At 69.7% G+C, this 13,778-nt stretch carries 14 protein-coding genes; 7 read left to right on the top strand and 7 right to left on the bottom strand.

The window, feature by feature from the left end; all coding sequences use genetic code 11:
* Positions 1 to 68: 68 nt before the first annotated feature.
* Genes ACFVM3_RS40280 through ACFVM3_RS40270 form a run of 3 tightly spaced genes read right to left on the bottom strand, consistent with a single transcriptional unit; the run spans position 69 to position 3,762 of the window.
* A complete protein-coding gene (locus ACFVM3_RS40280) occupies positions 69 to 2,429 on the bottom strand; it encodes a glycoside hydrolase family 65 protein (protein WP_378445045.1) in 2,361 nt (786 codons plus the stop codon).
* On the bottom strand, positions 2,426 to 3,160 hold the full coding sequence (locus tag ACFVM3_RS40275) for an HAD family hydrolase (RefSeq protein ID WP_378445044.1): 735 nt from the start codon (positions 3,158 to 3,160) through the stop codon (positions 2,426 to 2,428). Before ACFVM3_RS40275 ends, ACFVM3_RS40280 begins: the two co-directional genes overlap by 4 nt.
* 44 nt (positions 3,161 to 3,204) lie before the next feature.
* Positions 3,205 to 3,762, bottom strand: a complete 558-nt coding sequence (locus ACFVM3_RS40270) for a TetR/AcrR family transcriptional regulator (protein ID WP_378445043.1) — start codon at positions 3,760 to 3,762, stop codon at positions 3,205 to 3,207.
* Between the two features lie 71 nt (positions 3,763 to 3,833).
* Between ACFVM3_RS40270 and ACFVM3_RS40265 the strand changes: the two genes are divergently transcribed.
* On the top strand, positions 3,834 to 4,340 hold the full coding sequence (locus ACFVM3_RS40265) for a PaaI family thioesterase (protein WP_378445042.1): 507 nt from the start codon (positions 3,834 to 3,836) through the stop codon (positions 4,338 to 4,340).
* On the opposite strand, the gene ACFVM3_RS40260 is transcribed toward ACFVM3_RS40265, so the two are convergent.
* Positions 4,337 to 4,690, bottom strand: a complete 354-nt coding sequence (locus ACFVM3_RS40260) for a nuclear transport factor 2 family protein (RefSeq protein WP_378445041.1) — start codon at positions 4,688 to 4,690, stop codon at positions 4,337 to 4,339. The genes ACFVM3_RS40265 and ACFVM3_RS40260 overlap by 4 nt on opposite strands.
* A 44-nt stretch (positions 4,691 to 4,734) precedes the next feature.
* Positions 4,735 to 5,217 carry a MarR family winged helix-turn-helix transcriptional regulator gene (locus tag ACFVM3_RS40255; RefSeq protein WP_378445040.1) on the bottom strand — a complete coding sequence of 161 codons (483 nt, stop codon included), beginning with the start codon at positions 5,215 to 5,217 and terminating at the stop codon, positions 4,735 to 4,737.
* Here ACFVM3_RS40255 and ACFVM3_RS40250 point away from each other — a divergent pair.
* Entirely contained in the window at positions 5,216 to 5,680 is a 465-nt protein-coding gene (locus ACFVM3_RS40250; protein WP_378445039.1) for a pyridoxamine 5'-phosphate oxidase family protein, read from the top strand. The two genes, ACFVM3_RS40255 and ACFVM3_RS40250, sit on opposite strands and share 2 nt — an antisense overlap.
* Here ACFVM3_RS40250 and ACFVM3_RS40245 read toward each other — a convergent pair.
* A complete protein-coding gene (locus ACFVM3_RS40245) occupies positions 5,677 to 6,879 on the bottom strand; it encodes an ROK family protein (RefSeq protein ID WP_378445038.1) in 1,203 nt (400 codons plus the stop codon). The genes ACFVM3_RS40250 and ACFVM3_RS40245 overlap by 4 nt on opposite strands.
* A 207-nt stretch (positions 6,880 to 7,086) precedes the next feature.
* Complete coding sequence (locus ACFVM3_RS40240) at positions 7,087 to 7,815, bottom strand: zf-HC2 domain-containing protein (protein ID WP_378445037.1); 729 nt, start codon at positions 7,813 to 7,815, stop codon at positions 7,087 to 7,089.
* 58 nt (positions 7,816 to 7,873) lie between these two features.
* Here ACFVM3_RS40240 and sigC point away from each other — a divergent pair, with 58 nt between their 5' ends.
* The 5 genes from sigC (at position 7,874) to ACFVM3_RS40215 (ending at position 13,568) form a co-directional block, all read left to right on the top strand.
* Positions 7,874 to 8,443: an RNA polymerase sigma factor SigC gene (gene sigC / locus ACFVM3_RS40235; protein ID WP_034324554.1), complete on the top strand. Its 570-nt coding sequence runs from the start codon at positions 7,874 to 7,876 to the stop codon at positions 8,441 to 8,443.
* 192 nt (positions 8,444 to 8,635) lie between these two features.
* Positions 8,636 to 10,882: a molybdopterin cofactor-binding domain-containing protein gene (locus tag ACFVM3_RS40230; protein ID WP_378445036.1), complete on the top strand. Its 2,247-nt coding sequence runs from the start codon at positions 8,636 to 8,638 to the stop codon at positions 10,880 to 10,882.
* A gap of 26 nt (positions 10,883 to 10,908) precedes the next feature.
* The gene (locus ACFVM3_RS40225) at positions 10,909 to 11,364 is read left to right on the top strand and encodes a (2Fe-2S)-binding protein (RefSeq protein WP_340687736.1); all 456 of its coding nucleotides are present in this window, start codon (positions 10,909 to 10,911) and stop codon (positions 11,362 to 11,364) included.
* Positions 11,365 to 11,504: 140 nt separating this feature from the next.
* Positions 11,505 to 12,746, top strand: a complete 1,242-nt coding sequence (locus ACFVM3_RS40220; protein WP_378445035.1) for a PucR family transcriptional regulator — start codon at positions 11,505 to 11,507, stop codon at positions 12,744 to 12,746.
* Between the two features lie 9 nt (positions 12,747 to 12,755).
* Positions 12,756 to 13,568, top strand: a complete 813-nt coding sequence (locus tag ACFVM3_RS40215; protein ID WP_378445034.1) for an aldo/keto reductase — start codon at positions 12,756 to 12,758, stop codon at positions 13,566 to 13,568.
* Positions 13,569 to 13,778: the final 210 nt, after the last annotated feature.

Here is a 13,778-nt window from a genome sequence, read left to right as displayed (position 1 = left end):
TGCTATGAACGGTCCTTTCCTTGCAAAATTTGCAAGGAAAGGACCGTTCATAGCACGCGCGGGAGCGATCACCCGTCTTTCGGCTGCCTTCGCGCCGGAGCGCGGCCCGCGGGCTGCACCGGCGCCGGACCCGGGTCGATCGCCGGGATCGGCAGCCGCAGCGGCTCGGCGGTCACCGTGAACGTCTCGCCGTGGTGCGCCAATTCCAGCGGTTCCCCGGTGATCACGTGGTACGTCGCGCCCTCGCCGTCGATCTCCACCTGGAACCGGGTGCCGCGGAAGGTCAGCCGGAACGCGATCCGCCGGAGTTGCGGCGGCAGCCTCGGCGCGAAGGTCAGCCGGCCGCCGTAGTCGCGAAGCCCGCCGAAGCCGGCGACGGTGCCCTGCCACGCGCCCGCCAGCGAGGCCAGGTGCAGGCCGTTGCGGACGTTGTTGTGCACGTCGTGCAGGTCGGTCAGCGCCGCCTCGGCGAGGTAGTCGTAGGCCAGTTCGAGATGCCCGACCTCGGCCGCCACCACCGCCTGCGTTCCCGCCGACAGCGAGGAATCCCGGACGGTCCGAGCCTCGTAGTAGGCGAAGTCGCGCGCCTTTTCCCCGGGGGTGAAGGAATCCCCGCACAGATGCAGCGCGAGCACGAGGTCCGCCTGCTTGACCACCTGTTTGCGGTACAGATCGAAGTACGGATAGTTGAGCAGCAGTGGGTAGAAATCCGGGTCCGTCGCCTCGAAATCCCACTCGTCGTGCTCCAGGAACCCTTCGGATTGCGGGTGTACGCCGAGATCCTCGTCGTAGGGCACCAGCATCGCGTCCGCGGCCTTGCGCCACAACGCGACCTCGTCCGCGCCGACCTCGAACCGCTTGGCCACGTCGTCGTGCTGGCCGACGATTTCGGCGGCGTAGAACAGGTTCCGGCGGGCCATGAGGTTCGTGTAGACGTTGTTGTCCGCCACCGCGGAGTACTCGTCCGGCCCGGTGACGCCGTCGATCCGGAACCGGCCGCGCCGGTCGAAATGCCCGAGTGACAACCACAACCGCGCGGTTTCGAGGAGCAGTTCCGCGCCGCAGGTGCGCATGAACTCGTCGTCGCCGGTGGCGTTGAGGTAGCGCACGACGGCGTCGGAGATGTCCGCGCTGACGTGGAACGCCGCCGTGCCCGCCGGCCAGTACGCCGAGCATTCCGCGCCGTTGATGGACCGCCAGGGGAACGCGGCGCCACGCAAACCCAGCTGCGACGCCCTTTCCCGTGCTTTGTCCAAGGTGGAGTGACGCCAGCGCAGCGCGTCGCGGGCGGCGTCCGGGATGCTGTAGGTGAGCACGGGCAGGACGAAGGTCTCGGTGTCCCAGAACGCGTGGCCGTCGTAGCCGGGGCCGGTCAATCCCTTGCCTGCCAAGGCCCTCGTCTCCCCGCGTGCTCCAGCCTGCAGGAGGTGGAAGAGCGCGAACCGCACGGCCTGCTGGAGTTCCGGGTCGCCGTCGATCTCGATGTCCGAGGTCTCCCAGAAGTCGTCGAGGAACTCCTTCTGTTCGGCGAGCAGTCCCTTCCAGCCGGTCTGCCGGGCCCCGGCCAGCGCGGCCTCGACCTGCGCGCGCACGGCCGGCACCGAACGCTGCGCGGACCAGCCGTAGGCGAGGTACTTGGTGATCCGCAGCCGTCCGCCCCGTGGCACGTCGACGGCGATGGTGAGCCGCGCCAGATCGTCCTCGGCCTCGATATGCGTGCGGACACCGTCGGAGACGTCGATCTTGTGGTCCATCGCGGCGGCCATCCGCAACCCGGATCGCCGGGTCTGGTGCACCAGCACCGCGTGGTACGCCTCCGCGTGGTGGTATTCCCCGATCAGCGGCGACTCCAGCGCCGCCGCGACCCGCGGGTCACGCGTGTCGGACTCGATGGGTTCGTTCGCCAGCAGATCCGACTGCACCACCAGCTGGAGCTCGTCGTCGAGCGGTTCGACCTCGTACCGGATCGCCGCGACGGCCCGCTGGGTGAAGGAGACAAGACGCTCGGTCTTCACCCGGACCCGGCGGCCGGTCGGCGACGACCAGACGGTGTCGCGCGCGAGGGTGCCCTTCCGGAAGTCGAGCACGCGGTCGTGTTCGGTCGCCTGCCCGTACCGCATGTCGAGCGGTTCGTCCTCGACGAGCAGCCGGATGACCTTGCCGTCGGTCACGTTGACGACGGACTGGCCCTCTTCGGGATAGCCGTATCCGCTTTCCGCGTAAGGAAGATCGTGCTGTTCGTAGAAACCGTTCAGGTAGGTGCCCGGAAGACCGCGCGGCTCGGCCTCCTCCAGCGTGCCGCGCAGGCCGATGTGCCCGTTGGACACGGCGAACGCCGATTCGGTGCGCTGCAACGCGTCGACGTCCATTCCGTGCCAGCGCAGCTCCCAGGGCGCGACCTCGTAGCCGCGGAGAAGCGATTCGGTCACTTGCGGTCCTCCAGGAGCTCGGCGAGGTCCTCCACCACGACGTCGGCGCCGTGCGCGAGCAGTTCGCCCGCCTGGTGCGCGCGGTTGACCCCGACCACGTAACCGAAACCGCCGTCCTTGCCGGCCTGCACGCCCGCGAGGGCGTCCTCGAAGACGGCCGCGTTCGCCGGGGCGACATCGAACGCCTCGGCGCCGGCGAGGAACGAATCGGGGGCGGGTTTGCCGCGCAGGTTCTTCTCGGTGATCACGATCCCGTCGATCCGCGCTTCGACGAACTTGGTCAGGTCGGCGGCGTCGAGCACCTTCGCGCCGTTGGCCGACGAGGTGACGACGCCGATGCGCAGCCCCGCAGCCTTCGCCGCCTCCAGGTACCGGACGGAACCCGGGTACGGGGTCACACCCTCTTCCTCGATGATCTTCAGTACCAGCTGGTTCTTCCGGTTCCCGATCCCGTTGACGGTGGCGGCCTCGATGTCGTCGTCCGGGCTTCCCTCGGGCAGCTCGATCCCGCGCGAGGTGAGGAAGGTGCGGACGCCGTCGGCCCTCGGCCTTCCGTCGACGTAGGCCGCGTAATCGTTGTCGGTGAACGGCGAGAACGCGTCACCGTCGCGGACGCGCAGGAACTCGTCGAACGTCCGTTTCCATGCTTCGCGATGCTGGGCCGCGGTGCCGGTCAGCACGCCGTCGAGGTCGAAGAGACAGGCCGTGATGGTGTCGGGCAGACCGATCATGTCTGGCCACGCTACCCGCGCTCGCCGGTGCTCGCTCGGCTTCGTCAGCAGGCGCGGATCACGAGCGCGACATGCCGCGCGGCCCGGTCCAGCGCGTCGGAAGACCGGTGGACCCGGCTGACCAGCAGGGCTCCTTCGAGGTTGTTCATGATGGCCGTCGCGACGTCATCGGGATCCTTGACGTCACCGAGCAGCTCGACGAGCAGCGTGTGCCAGGCGGCGAACGCGTCCTGGCACGCCTTGGTGATCGCGGGCGAGGCGTTCGCCATCTCCAAGGTGATCGTGGCGAGCGGGCAGCCGCCGCGGTAGTCGTCGGCTGCCAGCGCTTCGCCCGCCTTGCGATACCACCAGGCCACCGCGTCCTCGACCGTCTCGTTGCGCTCGAAGGCGCGGCGGATCGTCTTCGCCACGACGGCGGTGCCGAGCTCGATGGCGGCGACCGCGAGCTGTTCCTTGCCGCCGGGGAAGTGGTGGTACGCCGACCCCCACGGCGTGCCGGCCTGTTCGACCAGCCGCCGCCACGAAGTCGCCTGGTAGCCCTCGCGGCGGAAGAGCGTCATCGCGGTCGAGATCATCCGCTCGCGGGTGGTGGCATCGGACACTCCTTCAGCATAGCCCTTGACTAGGACGACTGTCTTAGGAAAGCCTAGGACGATCGTCTTAGGAGGCGGCCATGACCACCGATGTCACCGGGCAGACCAGGCAGAAGACCGTGACTTGGCAGGATCCGCTGCCCACCGCCCGGCTCGGCCGGGAACTGTCCGGGCTCGAGTACCTGAGCGGCATCGCCGAGGGCCGGATCCCGCCGCCGCCGATCTCGGCGCATTTCGGTATGCGCTGGGTGAGCGTGGCCGAAGGCGACGTCGTGATCGCCGCGACACCGGACGAGTCGCTGTACAACCCCATCGGGACAGTGCATGGCGGCGTCGCGGCGACCCTGCTGGATTCGGCGGTGGCGTGCGCGGTGCACTCGACCCTGCCCGCCGGTGTCGGGTACACCTCGGTGGAGCTGAAGGTGAACTACCTGCGCGCCATTTCCGGCTCGGTGGGGGAGATCCGCGCGCACGGCTGGGTCGTGAAGGCCGGTTCACGCGTCGCGTTCGCCGAGGGCGACATCCGCGACGGTCAGGGCAAGGTGCTCGCGACGGCGTCGAGCACCTGCCTGATCATCAAGCCCTAGAACATTTCCGCGCCGGGTGGCACCGGCTGCTTGACGTCCCAGTGCTCCACGATGAGCCCGTTCTCCACGCGCACGATGTCGACGACGGCCGCGCCGGGTTCTTCGCCCGGCCGGACGACATGCAGGTGCACGACGACGTGATCCTCGTCCGCGATCACGCGTTTCACGGAGACGTCCGCGCCCGCCATCGGCGAATTCCGCATCGCTTCCACGAAAGCGTCCCGGCCGGAGGGAAATCCGGGGCTGTGCGTGACGAAGTCCGGGTGCACGTTCGCGCCCGCGGCGGCGAAGTCCTTGTGTACGAACAAGTTCTCGAAACAGTCGAGGACGATCTTCCTTGCTGTGGTCATGGGAATATCGTGCACCCGCCGTCGATTACCGCGGAGGTAATGGCTCAGAGCGGTGGGCGGACCCGGCGGCCGCTGATCGCTTCCGGTGCGCCGTAGCGGCCGAGGATCCCGGCCAGCAACGCCTTCGCGCCCGCGACCCGCTCTTCGCCGAATTCGGCGGCGAGTTCCTTTTCCAGTGAGGCCCGGTGTTTCCGCGCCCCTTCGACGGCGCTTTCGGCCCTTTCGGTCAGGTGCAGCAGCCGGGTCCGCGCGTCGGCCGGATCGGGTTCGCGGCGCAGCAGATCCCGGCGTTCCAGGTCGGCGACCGCCTTCGACGCCGCCTGCTGGGTCACGCCCATCCGTTCGGCGAGCGCGGAGATCGACAGGGGTCCCGCGAGCACGTGCTGGAACACGACGCCGTCGTTGAACCGCAGTTCGCCGAGACCGTCGGCGGTCAGCCGCCGTTGGATCTCACCGCCCATCGCCCAGCCCGCGAACAACGAGACGAGTGACAGGTCGAGGTTCGACGGCGTAGGATCCACAACCATGGTTGTGGAATCTAGCACGCCGCCACCCGAGTTGACGGCGGAGTTCGTCCGCGTCGCGCATCGCGTGGTCTGGTGCACGCTCGCGACCGTCGACCGGCAGGGCAGGCCGAGATCCCGCGTGGTCCACCCGATCTGGGAGGAGCGGGAAGAAGGGCTTGTCGGGCATCTGTTCACGCGTCCGACGCCGCTGAAGAAGGCGCACTTGGCCCGCACGCCGTTCGTCTCGTGCTCGTACTGGGATCCGGCGCACGAGGTCGCCGTCGCCGAATGCGGCGCGGTCTACGCCGACGACGAGGGAACACGGCGGCATCTGTGGCGCCTGGCGTCGGAAACCCCGGAACCGCTGGGGTTCGACCCGAAGATCATGGGCGGCGACGACCCGCTGGACCAGGGCATCACCGTGCTGAGGCTGACGCCGTGGCGGATCAGCGCCGGCGGAAAGGCCTGGCGGCGGGCCGCTTAGGCCGCGCCGACCCTGCGTTCGAAGACCAGCCCCTCGGCGGCGCGCAACCCGACGCTGATCGCGCCGGTCAGCACCCCGTCGTCGCCCAGCTCGCCTTGGACGACCGAGGGGACCAGGGGAGTGAACGAGCGCAGGGCGCGGTCGATCGGGTCGAGCAGCAGATCGGCCGCGGTCCCGATCCCGCCGCCGAGCACGATCAGTTCGGGATCGATCACCGCCGCCACGGACGCCACGGTGTACGCGAGCCTGTCGGCCTCCGCTTCGACGGCGCGCAGGGCGAGTTCGTCGCCGTCGCGGGCGAGCCGGAAGACCTCGCGGGCCGATTTCGCCGTACCGAGGCCGAGTTCGCGGGCGCCGCGGACGACGGACTGTGCCGCCGTCGCCTCTTCGAGGTGGCCGCGGACAGGTGGCGAGTCCTCGCCCTCGCCCGCCGCGTCCGACTGCCCGTACGGCAGGTAGCCGATCTCGCCCGCCGCGCCCGTGGCGCCGCGGAAGACCCGGCCGTCGACCATCACGCCCATACCGACGCCGGTGCCGATGGTGATGCAGCCGAACACCGACGCCCCGCGCGCGGCGCCGCGTTCCCATTCGCCGACGGCGGTGAGGTTCGCGTCGTTCTCGACCATGAGGTCCGGGCCGAGGACGGCTTCGAGTTCGTCGAGCAGGCCCGCCTTGCCCCAGCCGGGCAGGTTCGGCGCGTGCCGGAAGCAGCGTTTGTCCGGGTCGGCGACGCCGGGGGAGCCGAGGACCCGCACGACGATGTCGGCCTGGGACAGTCCCGCTTCGCGCACGGTCGCCGCCGCGAGAGCGCCCACGGCGCTGACGAGCGCGGTGCCCGAACGCGAGGTGTTCCGCTCGTCACGGCGGGCGACCACGGTGTGGCCGAGATCCGAGACGGCGACGCGGAGATGCTCGCGTCCGATGTCGACACCGAGGACGTAGCCCGCCGTGGGATCCGCTTCGTAGAGGACGGCGGACCGGCCGGTGCCGGTCGAGGTGTGCCCGGTCGCCCTGGCGAGACCGGCCGCTTCGAGTGCCAGTAACGCTTGGCTCACCGTGGGTTTCGAAAGTCCGGTGTCCTTCGCGACCTGGGGCCGCGTCGCCGGGCCGCTGCGGCGCAGGAGGTCCAGCACGGCGCGCTGATTGATCTTCCGCATCCCGGCGGGGGTGCCGACGGGTGGGTTTTCTGCGCCAACCACGAGCTTCGCCTCCTGTCGAACCAAGGTGTTCCACCAAAGTTATCCGGGTCCGGCCCGAAAAGGGCAAGAAGGTTTACATTCGGTGGTCCAAGGCGACGATAAACGTGTCCGAGCCGCGAATCGCGCACGCCGCGCGCGAAAACCCGTGATTCACCCGGTATCCGTGCGCGTGCTCCCAGTGACCGGTAATGGTCTAGACCAAGTGATTCAGGCCACGTGACGGCTCGCCGGGCGCCGGAAGCCCCTGTGCTGACGGGGTCGTTCCGGGACTTCGCCGGTTTCGTGGTCCGTTTCGGCGCTGCGGGAATCCGGGTAGCCGGCCGTCGTCGCCGGGCTGGGGCGGTTGCGCAGCCGGTGCTGTCGATTCACCACGTACAGCAACAGCAGTCCGGCGACGACCAATCCGTGGGTGAGCACGCGTCCGGCGGTGACCTGTCCGGTGGCGAGGTCGCCCGCCGACAACGCGAGGAGGAGCGCGACGAAACCGGTCAGGGCGGGCAGCTGACCGGACGCCGCCTTCGTGCGGACGGCCGCCCAGCCGAGGCCGACGCCGACGGCGAGGTTCCACGCGCTGCTTTCGTGGGCGAGGTGCCCGATCAGGGATTCCGTGCCGTGCCCCGCGGTGTGGTCTTCGACGCCCAGTAGCTGGGCGAAGGCGAGGCCGAGCTGCGCGATCGCGACCAGCGCGAGCGCGATCCTGGCGGGCCAGCCTTCACTCGGCGGAGCGGGGGTGCGGTCGAGGATGACGGCGGTGAGGTCCGGGACCGGAGGAGCGGGCCGCACCAGCATCGCCCGGTGCATCCGCTCGGCGCGCGAAAGCCACGACCGGCAGGCGGGGCAGCCTGCCACGTGCCGGTCGACCACCTCGGGCGGGGCGGGTTCGGTTTCGCCGTCGAGCCGGGCCGACAGGGCCTCGCGGCAGGTCTCGCACTTCACGTCTCACTTGTCGGGCGCGGGCCTGCCCCGGTTCCCGGGACGCTGCTACGTTTCTCGTATGGCCGGGCCGCGCAACCACGACGACGAGCGGGTGACCGAGCTCGCTCTCGCCGCCGCCCGCGGCGACCGGCGGGCGCTCGAAGACTGGGTGCGTGCCACCCAGGCCGACGTCTGGCGGTTCGTCGCGCACCTCGCCGACGTCGGCGCCGCGGACGATCTCACCCAGGAGACGTACCTGCGGGCGTTCGGCAGCCTGCGGCGGTTCGCCGGCCGGTCCTCCTCGCGGACCTGGCTCCTGTCGATCGCGCGCCGTGTCGTCGTCGACCGCATCCGGGCGGCTTCGGCGCGCCCGAAGCTCGCCGACGTCGACTGGGAGGCCACCGCCGAGCGGCGTGGCGCCCGCCAGGCGGAGGGCGTCGCCGGTTTCGAGGATCTGGTGGAGCTGCGGATGCTGCTCGACGGGCTCGACCCGGAGCGGCGCGAGGTCCTCGTCCTCACCCAGGTGCTGGGGCTCTCGTACGCCGAGGCCGCCGAGATCTGCGGCTGCCCGGTCGGCACCGTGCGCTCGCGTGTCGCGCGTGCCCGCGAGGACCTGCTCGAAGCGGGCCGGGAGCGCGACTCCATCTGACGCCCGGCTGTCCGAGCCACTGTGGCGCGCCACACATTCGGGCCCGTACGCTGTCACCTCGTCACACAGATGGGCCGACCCGACTACTGCGCGTTGACTAGGCCGAATGCCGATGCCTAGCGTGTCGCCATCCGACCCCAGGCCGCGCGAGGGTCCCCGCCTTCTCCGCGCGCTCTCGAAGGGATCTTCCCGATGGCCAGTCCCACCACTGGAACCCCAGGCGAGGCTCCGGACCCCGGCGGCCTCGGCCGTCGCCGGTTCCTGACCTTCCTCGTCGCCGCGCCCACGCTCACGATCGCCACGAAGATCGGTATCGACACCGTCGCGCCCGAAGAGGCCGAAGCCGTCATCCCGACCCCGCCCGGTCCGGCCGAGATCCTCGACCTCGGCGACGTGCTGATCCTGTCGAACGCCCCCACCGCCAACCTGCTCGTCCTCGAAGTCCGCGAGGACGGCAGCGTCCGGCTGGAACTGCCGCGGACCGAGGTCGGGCAGGGCATCACCACGGCGAACGCGATGCTGGTCGCCGAAGAGATGGACCTGCCGCTCGACCGCGTCGACGTCGTCCTCTCCGACGCCCGCTCCGAACTGCTGTTCAACCAGCTGACCGGTGGTTCCAACACGATGCGCTCGCTCTATACACCGGTGCGGACCGCGGCCGCCGCCGCGCGCGCCCGGCTGGTCGCGGCCGCCGCCCGGCAGTGGGGCGCCGACGCCGCCCGGCTGTCCACAAGGGACGGTGCGGTGATCGCGCCCGACGGCCGCCGGGCGGGCTACGGCGCGCTGGCGAAACCCGCCGCCCGCGCTGACCTCGGCAAGGTGACCGCGACCCCGAAGGCGGAGTCCGCGCACAAGCTGGTCGGCACGCCGCAATCGCGCAAGGACGCCCGCGCGATGGTCACCGGGCAACTCCAGTACACGCTGGACCTGGACGTCCCCGGCGCTAAACCGGTCATGGTCCGCCGCCCGCCGACGATCAACGGCACGGTCAAGCAGGTCAACAACGAGGCCGCCGTCCGCGCGATGCCCGGCATCATCGACATCGCCGTGATCAAGACCGGGGTCGCGGTGATGGCCGAGACCTTCGGCCAGGCGCTCGACGGCAAGAACGCCCTCGACGTCACCTGGAACGGCGGCACCGTCGACGGCGAGAACAACGCGACGATCAAGAAGAAGCTGCGGGCCGCGGCGCTGCCGTTCGTCGTGCCGCCGCTGCTGACCCAGTACGTCGACGGCGAGTTCGACTTCGCCTTCGCCAGTCACGCGCCGCTGGAGACCAACTCGGCCGTCGCCGACGTCCGGGAGGACAGCGCGACCATCTGGTCCGGGATGAAAGTCCCGATCCTCGCGAAGCAGAACATCGCGCAGGAGCTCGGGCTGCCGGAGAACAAGGTCACCGTGCACGTCCAGCAGGCCGGCGGTTCCTTCGGCCGAAGGCTGTTCTCCGACGGCGCCATCGAGGCCGCGCGCGCGTCCAAGGCGTTCAAGCGGCCCGTGCGGCTGATGTGGAGCCGTATCGACGACATGCGCCACGGCCGCGCGCGGGCCGCGAGCCACCACAAGATCCGCGCCACCTTCGCGCTCGGCCAGGTGCTCACCTTCGAGCACCGGGTCGCCAGCGTGGAAACCGACTGGAGCCACGGGCTCGGCGAGGTCCTCACGGCGTTCGCCTCCGAACTGCCCGTCGGCGGCAACCTGAGCTTCGCGCAGACGGTGTTCCTGCTGACGGTGAAGTCGCCGTACAACTTCGGCGTCACCACGCAGCTGCTCAACGAGGTCCCGGTGGACTTCCACACCGGTGCCTGGCGGTCGGTGTACTCCGCGAGCACACGCGGCGCGGAAGAGATCATGGTCGACGAGATCGCCGCGAAACTCGGCAAGGACCCGGTCGAGTTCCGGCGTGAGTTCATCAAGAACGACCGGCAGCGCGCGGTGCTGGACAAGGTCGCCGAACTCGGCGAGTGGGGCAAGAAGATGCCCAAGGGTTTCGCGCAGGGTGTCGCCGTGCACGGCGAGTACAAGTCGTACACCGCCTGTCTCGTCGAAATGGACGCCCGCGACCCGAAGAAACCACGCGTCACCAAGGCGACCATCGCGGTCGACGTCGGCAAGCCGATCAACCCGCGCGGGATCGAGGCGCAGATGCTCGGCGGCCTGACCGACGGCATCTCCACCACGTTGACCGCGGGTCTGCACATCGACAAGGGCCTGCCGCTGGAAGGCAGCTACTCGCAGTTCCATTACGCGCGGCAGAAGAACTCGCCGACGGACGTCAAGATCCACGTGATGCCGGAGACGGGCGAGATCGGCGGTGCCGGGGAACTCGGCGTGCCCGCGCCGGTCGGCGCGATCGGGAACGCCTACGCGCGGGCCACCGGGATCAAACCGCGGAGCTTTCCGATCAACTTCCCGATCGACTTCGACCCCTTCCCCCGCTGACTTTCCTTCCCCGCCAAGGAGTTCCGATGCCCAATTACACCTTCACGGTGAACGGGAAGACCGTCACCGTCGACGCGCCCGCCGATCTGCCCATGCTGTGGGCGCTGCGGGACAAGCTCGGCGTCCGCGGCCCGAAGTACGGCTGCGGGATCAACGTCTGCAAGGCCTGCACCAGCCACCTCGACGGCGAGGCGTTCAACCCGTGCGTGACGCCGGTGTCCGACTGCGCGGGCAAGGAGGTCACCACGATCGAAGGTCTCGCCGACGGTGACGACCTGCACCCGGTACAGGAGGCCTGGCTGGAGCAGGACGTCGCGCAGTGCGGCTACTGCCAGCCGGGGCAGATCATGGCGGCGGTGGCGCTGCTGAAGAAGACGAAGAACCCGACCGACGCCGAGATCGACGCGATCCAGAACGTCTGCCGATGCGGCACCTACTTCCGCATCCGCGAAGCCATCAAGAGCGCGGCCGCGAAGCTGTGAAATCCCGCCGGTGCGGTGGAAATACCGATTTTCCGCCGCACCGGCGGCGCCCGCCGGTTTCGACAGGCCGCCCACGGGCAAGTCGTGTTAGATGGCGTCCCCAGGGGCTCGACGAGGAGCCCCTGCCCCGGAGGACGTCCATGCACTACCGAACCGTGCTCCGCGAAGGTTCGGCCGCCGTCGTCGCCGAACTGGCCGTGGAGGTCGAGAAGCAGCTGCCGGCGCTCATCGACAGCACCGTCGGGCAGATCCGTGCCGAGATGCCGGTGTACCGCGACGCGCAGTTCGTCAGCCTCGCCGAACTGAGGACGTCGGTGCGGAACAACCTCGAGTTCGTCATGCGGACCCTCCGCGGCACGGAGGAACCCGACCTCACCCAGGCCAGGGCGACCGGGCGCGCCCGCGCGCTGCAGGGCGCGCCGCTGCCGGAGCTCCTGCGGGCCTACCGGATCGGGCTCACCGAGGTGTGGAACCGGTTCGTCGACCTGACCGCTTCGGGTGAGCACCAGGACCTCCGCGGCCTCGTCGCCGCGACGTCGGCGATCTGGGCGTTGATCGACGACTACGCCGAGGCGCTGACGACGACGTACCGCGACACCACCGCCGAAGTCATGCTGGCGCATCAAAGCAGACGCTCGGCGTTGGTCGAGGCGCTGTTCGCCGGCGGCGCGGCCACCGAGGGCACGCTGTGGGACATCGCGCGGGTGCTGGAACTCTCGCTCGACGGGACCTATGTGGTCGTCGCCGCCGAGACCCCGCGCGTCGGCCACGAACCGTTGCCCCAGATCGAAAACCGGCTCCGCGAACGGCATCACGCGTCCGCCTGGCGGCTCACCCCGGACCTGCAGGTGGGCGTGGTCTCGATGCGGGACCCGGCGGCGTCGCAGGTGATCATCGAGCTGTTGCGGGAGAACCAGACCGGCCGGATCGGGGTCAGCCCGGTGTTCACCGGACTCGGGAACACTTCCCGCGCACTGCACCTCGCCCGCGTCGCGCTCTCCAGCATGATGCCGGGTTCGAAGGGCATGGTGCAGTTCAACGAATCCCCGCTGGCCGGTCTCGTCGCCAGCGCGCCGGAGGCGTCGGTCCAGCTCGCGCACCACGTGCTGCGGCCGATCCTGGACCTGCCCGGCGACGACCGGAACGTGCTCCTGCTGACGTTGCGGGCATGGTTCGAATGCCAGGGCTCCACAAAACTGACGTCCGAGCGGATGTTCTGTCACCCCAACACGATCCGGCACCGGCTGAAGCGGATTTCCGAGGAACTGGGGCGTTCGCTGACCGACCCGGCCGACATCGCCGAACTCGGTGCCGCCCTGCGCGCGCTCCACCTGTTCCCGGACACCTCGCATCTGCCCTCGCCGAGGGATCCGCTGCGCTAGGTTTCCCGCATGAACGAATTCGCCATCGGCGGAGATCTGCCCGTGCACCGCCTCGGTTTCGGCGCCATGCGCCTGCCGACCGAAGCGGGCCCCGCGCGGGAGGCGTCCATCGCCTTGGCTCGCCGGGCCGTGGAGCTCGGCATCACCCTGATCGACACCGCGCATCTGTACGGCGGCGGTGCCAACGAGGAACTCCTCGCGGAAGCGCTGTACCCGTACCCGGAAGATCTGGTGGTCACCACCAAGGTCGGCGTCGTGCGGACCGGCGACGACTGGAAGTACGACGCACGGCCGGAATCGCTGCGGGTGCAGGTCGACGAAGGGCTGCGGCGGCTGCGCGTCGACCGGATCGAGCTGCTGCAGCTGCACCGTCTCGACCCGGAGACACCGCTGGCCGATCAGCTCGGCGCGCTGCGAGACTTGCGCGACGAAGGCAAGATCGGCCGGATCGGGCTGTCCGAGGTCACCGTCGACGAACTCGCGAGGGCACGGGAGATCGTGGACATCGCGAGTGTGCAGAACCGCTACAGCCTCCTGGACCGCTCGTACGAAGCGGTGCTGGACGCGTGCGAGGCGGCCGGGATCGCCTTCCTGCCTTGGCGTCCGGTGCTCGGCGCCGCGTCTTCCGCCACCGCCGCGCTCACCGCCGTCGCCGCGGAACTCGGGGTGACGACGGCGCAGATCGGGCTCGCGTGGCTGCTCGCGCGGTCACCGGTGATCCTGCCGATCCCGGGGACGGCGAGCGTCGCGCACCTGGAGGAGAACTTCGCCGCGGCGGAGGTGAAGCTGACCGCCGAGCACCTGGAGCGCTTGTCCTCGTGAGGGGTCGAGGGGGAGGCAAACGTGGCGTTCGGGGCGCCGCGCTCACCGGTCCGTGAAGGCCTCCTTACCTACCCTGAAGGTAGGGAAGGGGCCCTTCACTACCAGCAGATGTGGGCCGCCCCTGTCGCGAAAGCCACTTTCGGGACACTGAGCGTCGCGAAAGTGGCTTTCGCGACCCGCCCGATTTGCCTTACCCCTCAAGAGAACCGA

Source organism: Amycolatopsis sp. NPDC057786, from assembly GCF_042797905.1.
Taxonomy (GTDB): domain Bacteria; phylum Actinomycetota; class Actinomycetes; order Mycobacteriales; family Pseudonocardiaceae; genus Amycolatopsis.
The sequence above is the reverse complement of the archived record's forward strand: the minus strand, read 5'-3'. Positions and strand labels throughout refer to the sequence as shown.

Excerpts from the sequence above, each read along its gene's own strand:
- ACFVM3_RS40275 (WP_378445044.1), bottom strand. The coding sequence starts at position 3,160 with ATGATCGGTCTGCCCGACACCATCACGGCCTGTCTCTTCGACCTCGAC.
- ACFVM3_RS40265 (WP_378445042.1), top strand. The coding sequence starts at position 3,834 with ATGACCACCGATGTCACCGGGCAGACCAGGCAGAAGACCGTGACTTGG.
- ACFVM3_RS40260 (WP_378445041.1), bottom strand. The coding sequence starts at position 4,690 with ATGACCACAGCAAGGAAGATCGTCCTCGACTGTTTCGAGAACTTGTTC.
- ACFVM3_RS40250 (WP_378445039.1), top strand. The coding sequence starts at position 5,216 with ATGGTTGTGGAATCTAGCACGCCGCCACCCGAGTTGACGGCGGAGTTC.
- ACFVM3_RS40255 (WP_378445040.1), bottom strand. The coding sequence starts at position 5,217 with ATGGTTGTGGATCCTACGCCGTCGAACCTCGACCTGTCACTCGTCTCG.
- sigC (WP_034324554.1), top strand. The coding sequence starts at position 7,874 with ATGGCCGGGCCGCGCAACCACGACGACGAGCGGGTGACCGAGCTCGCT.
- ACFVM3_RS40230 (WP_378445036.1), top strand. The coding sequence starts at position 8,636 with ATGGCCAGTCCCACCACTGGAACCCCAGGCGAGGCTCCGGACCCCGGC.
- ACFVM3_RS40225 (WP_340687736.1), top strand. The coding sequence starts at position 10,909 with ATGCCCAATTACACCTTCACGGTGAACGGGAAGACCGTCACCGTCGAC.
- ACFVM3_RS40220 (WP_378445035.1), top strand. The coding sequence starts at position 11,505 with ATGCACTACCGAACCGTGCTCCGCGAAGGTTCGGCCGCCGTCGTCGCC.
- ACFVM3_RS40215 (WP_378445034.1), top strand. The coding sequence starts at position 12,756 with ATGAACGAATTCGCCATCGGCGGAGATCTGCCCGTGCACCGCCTCGGT.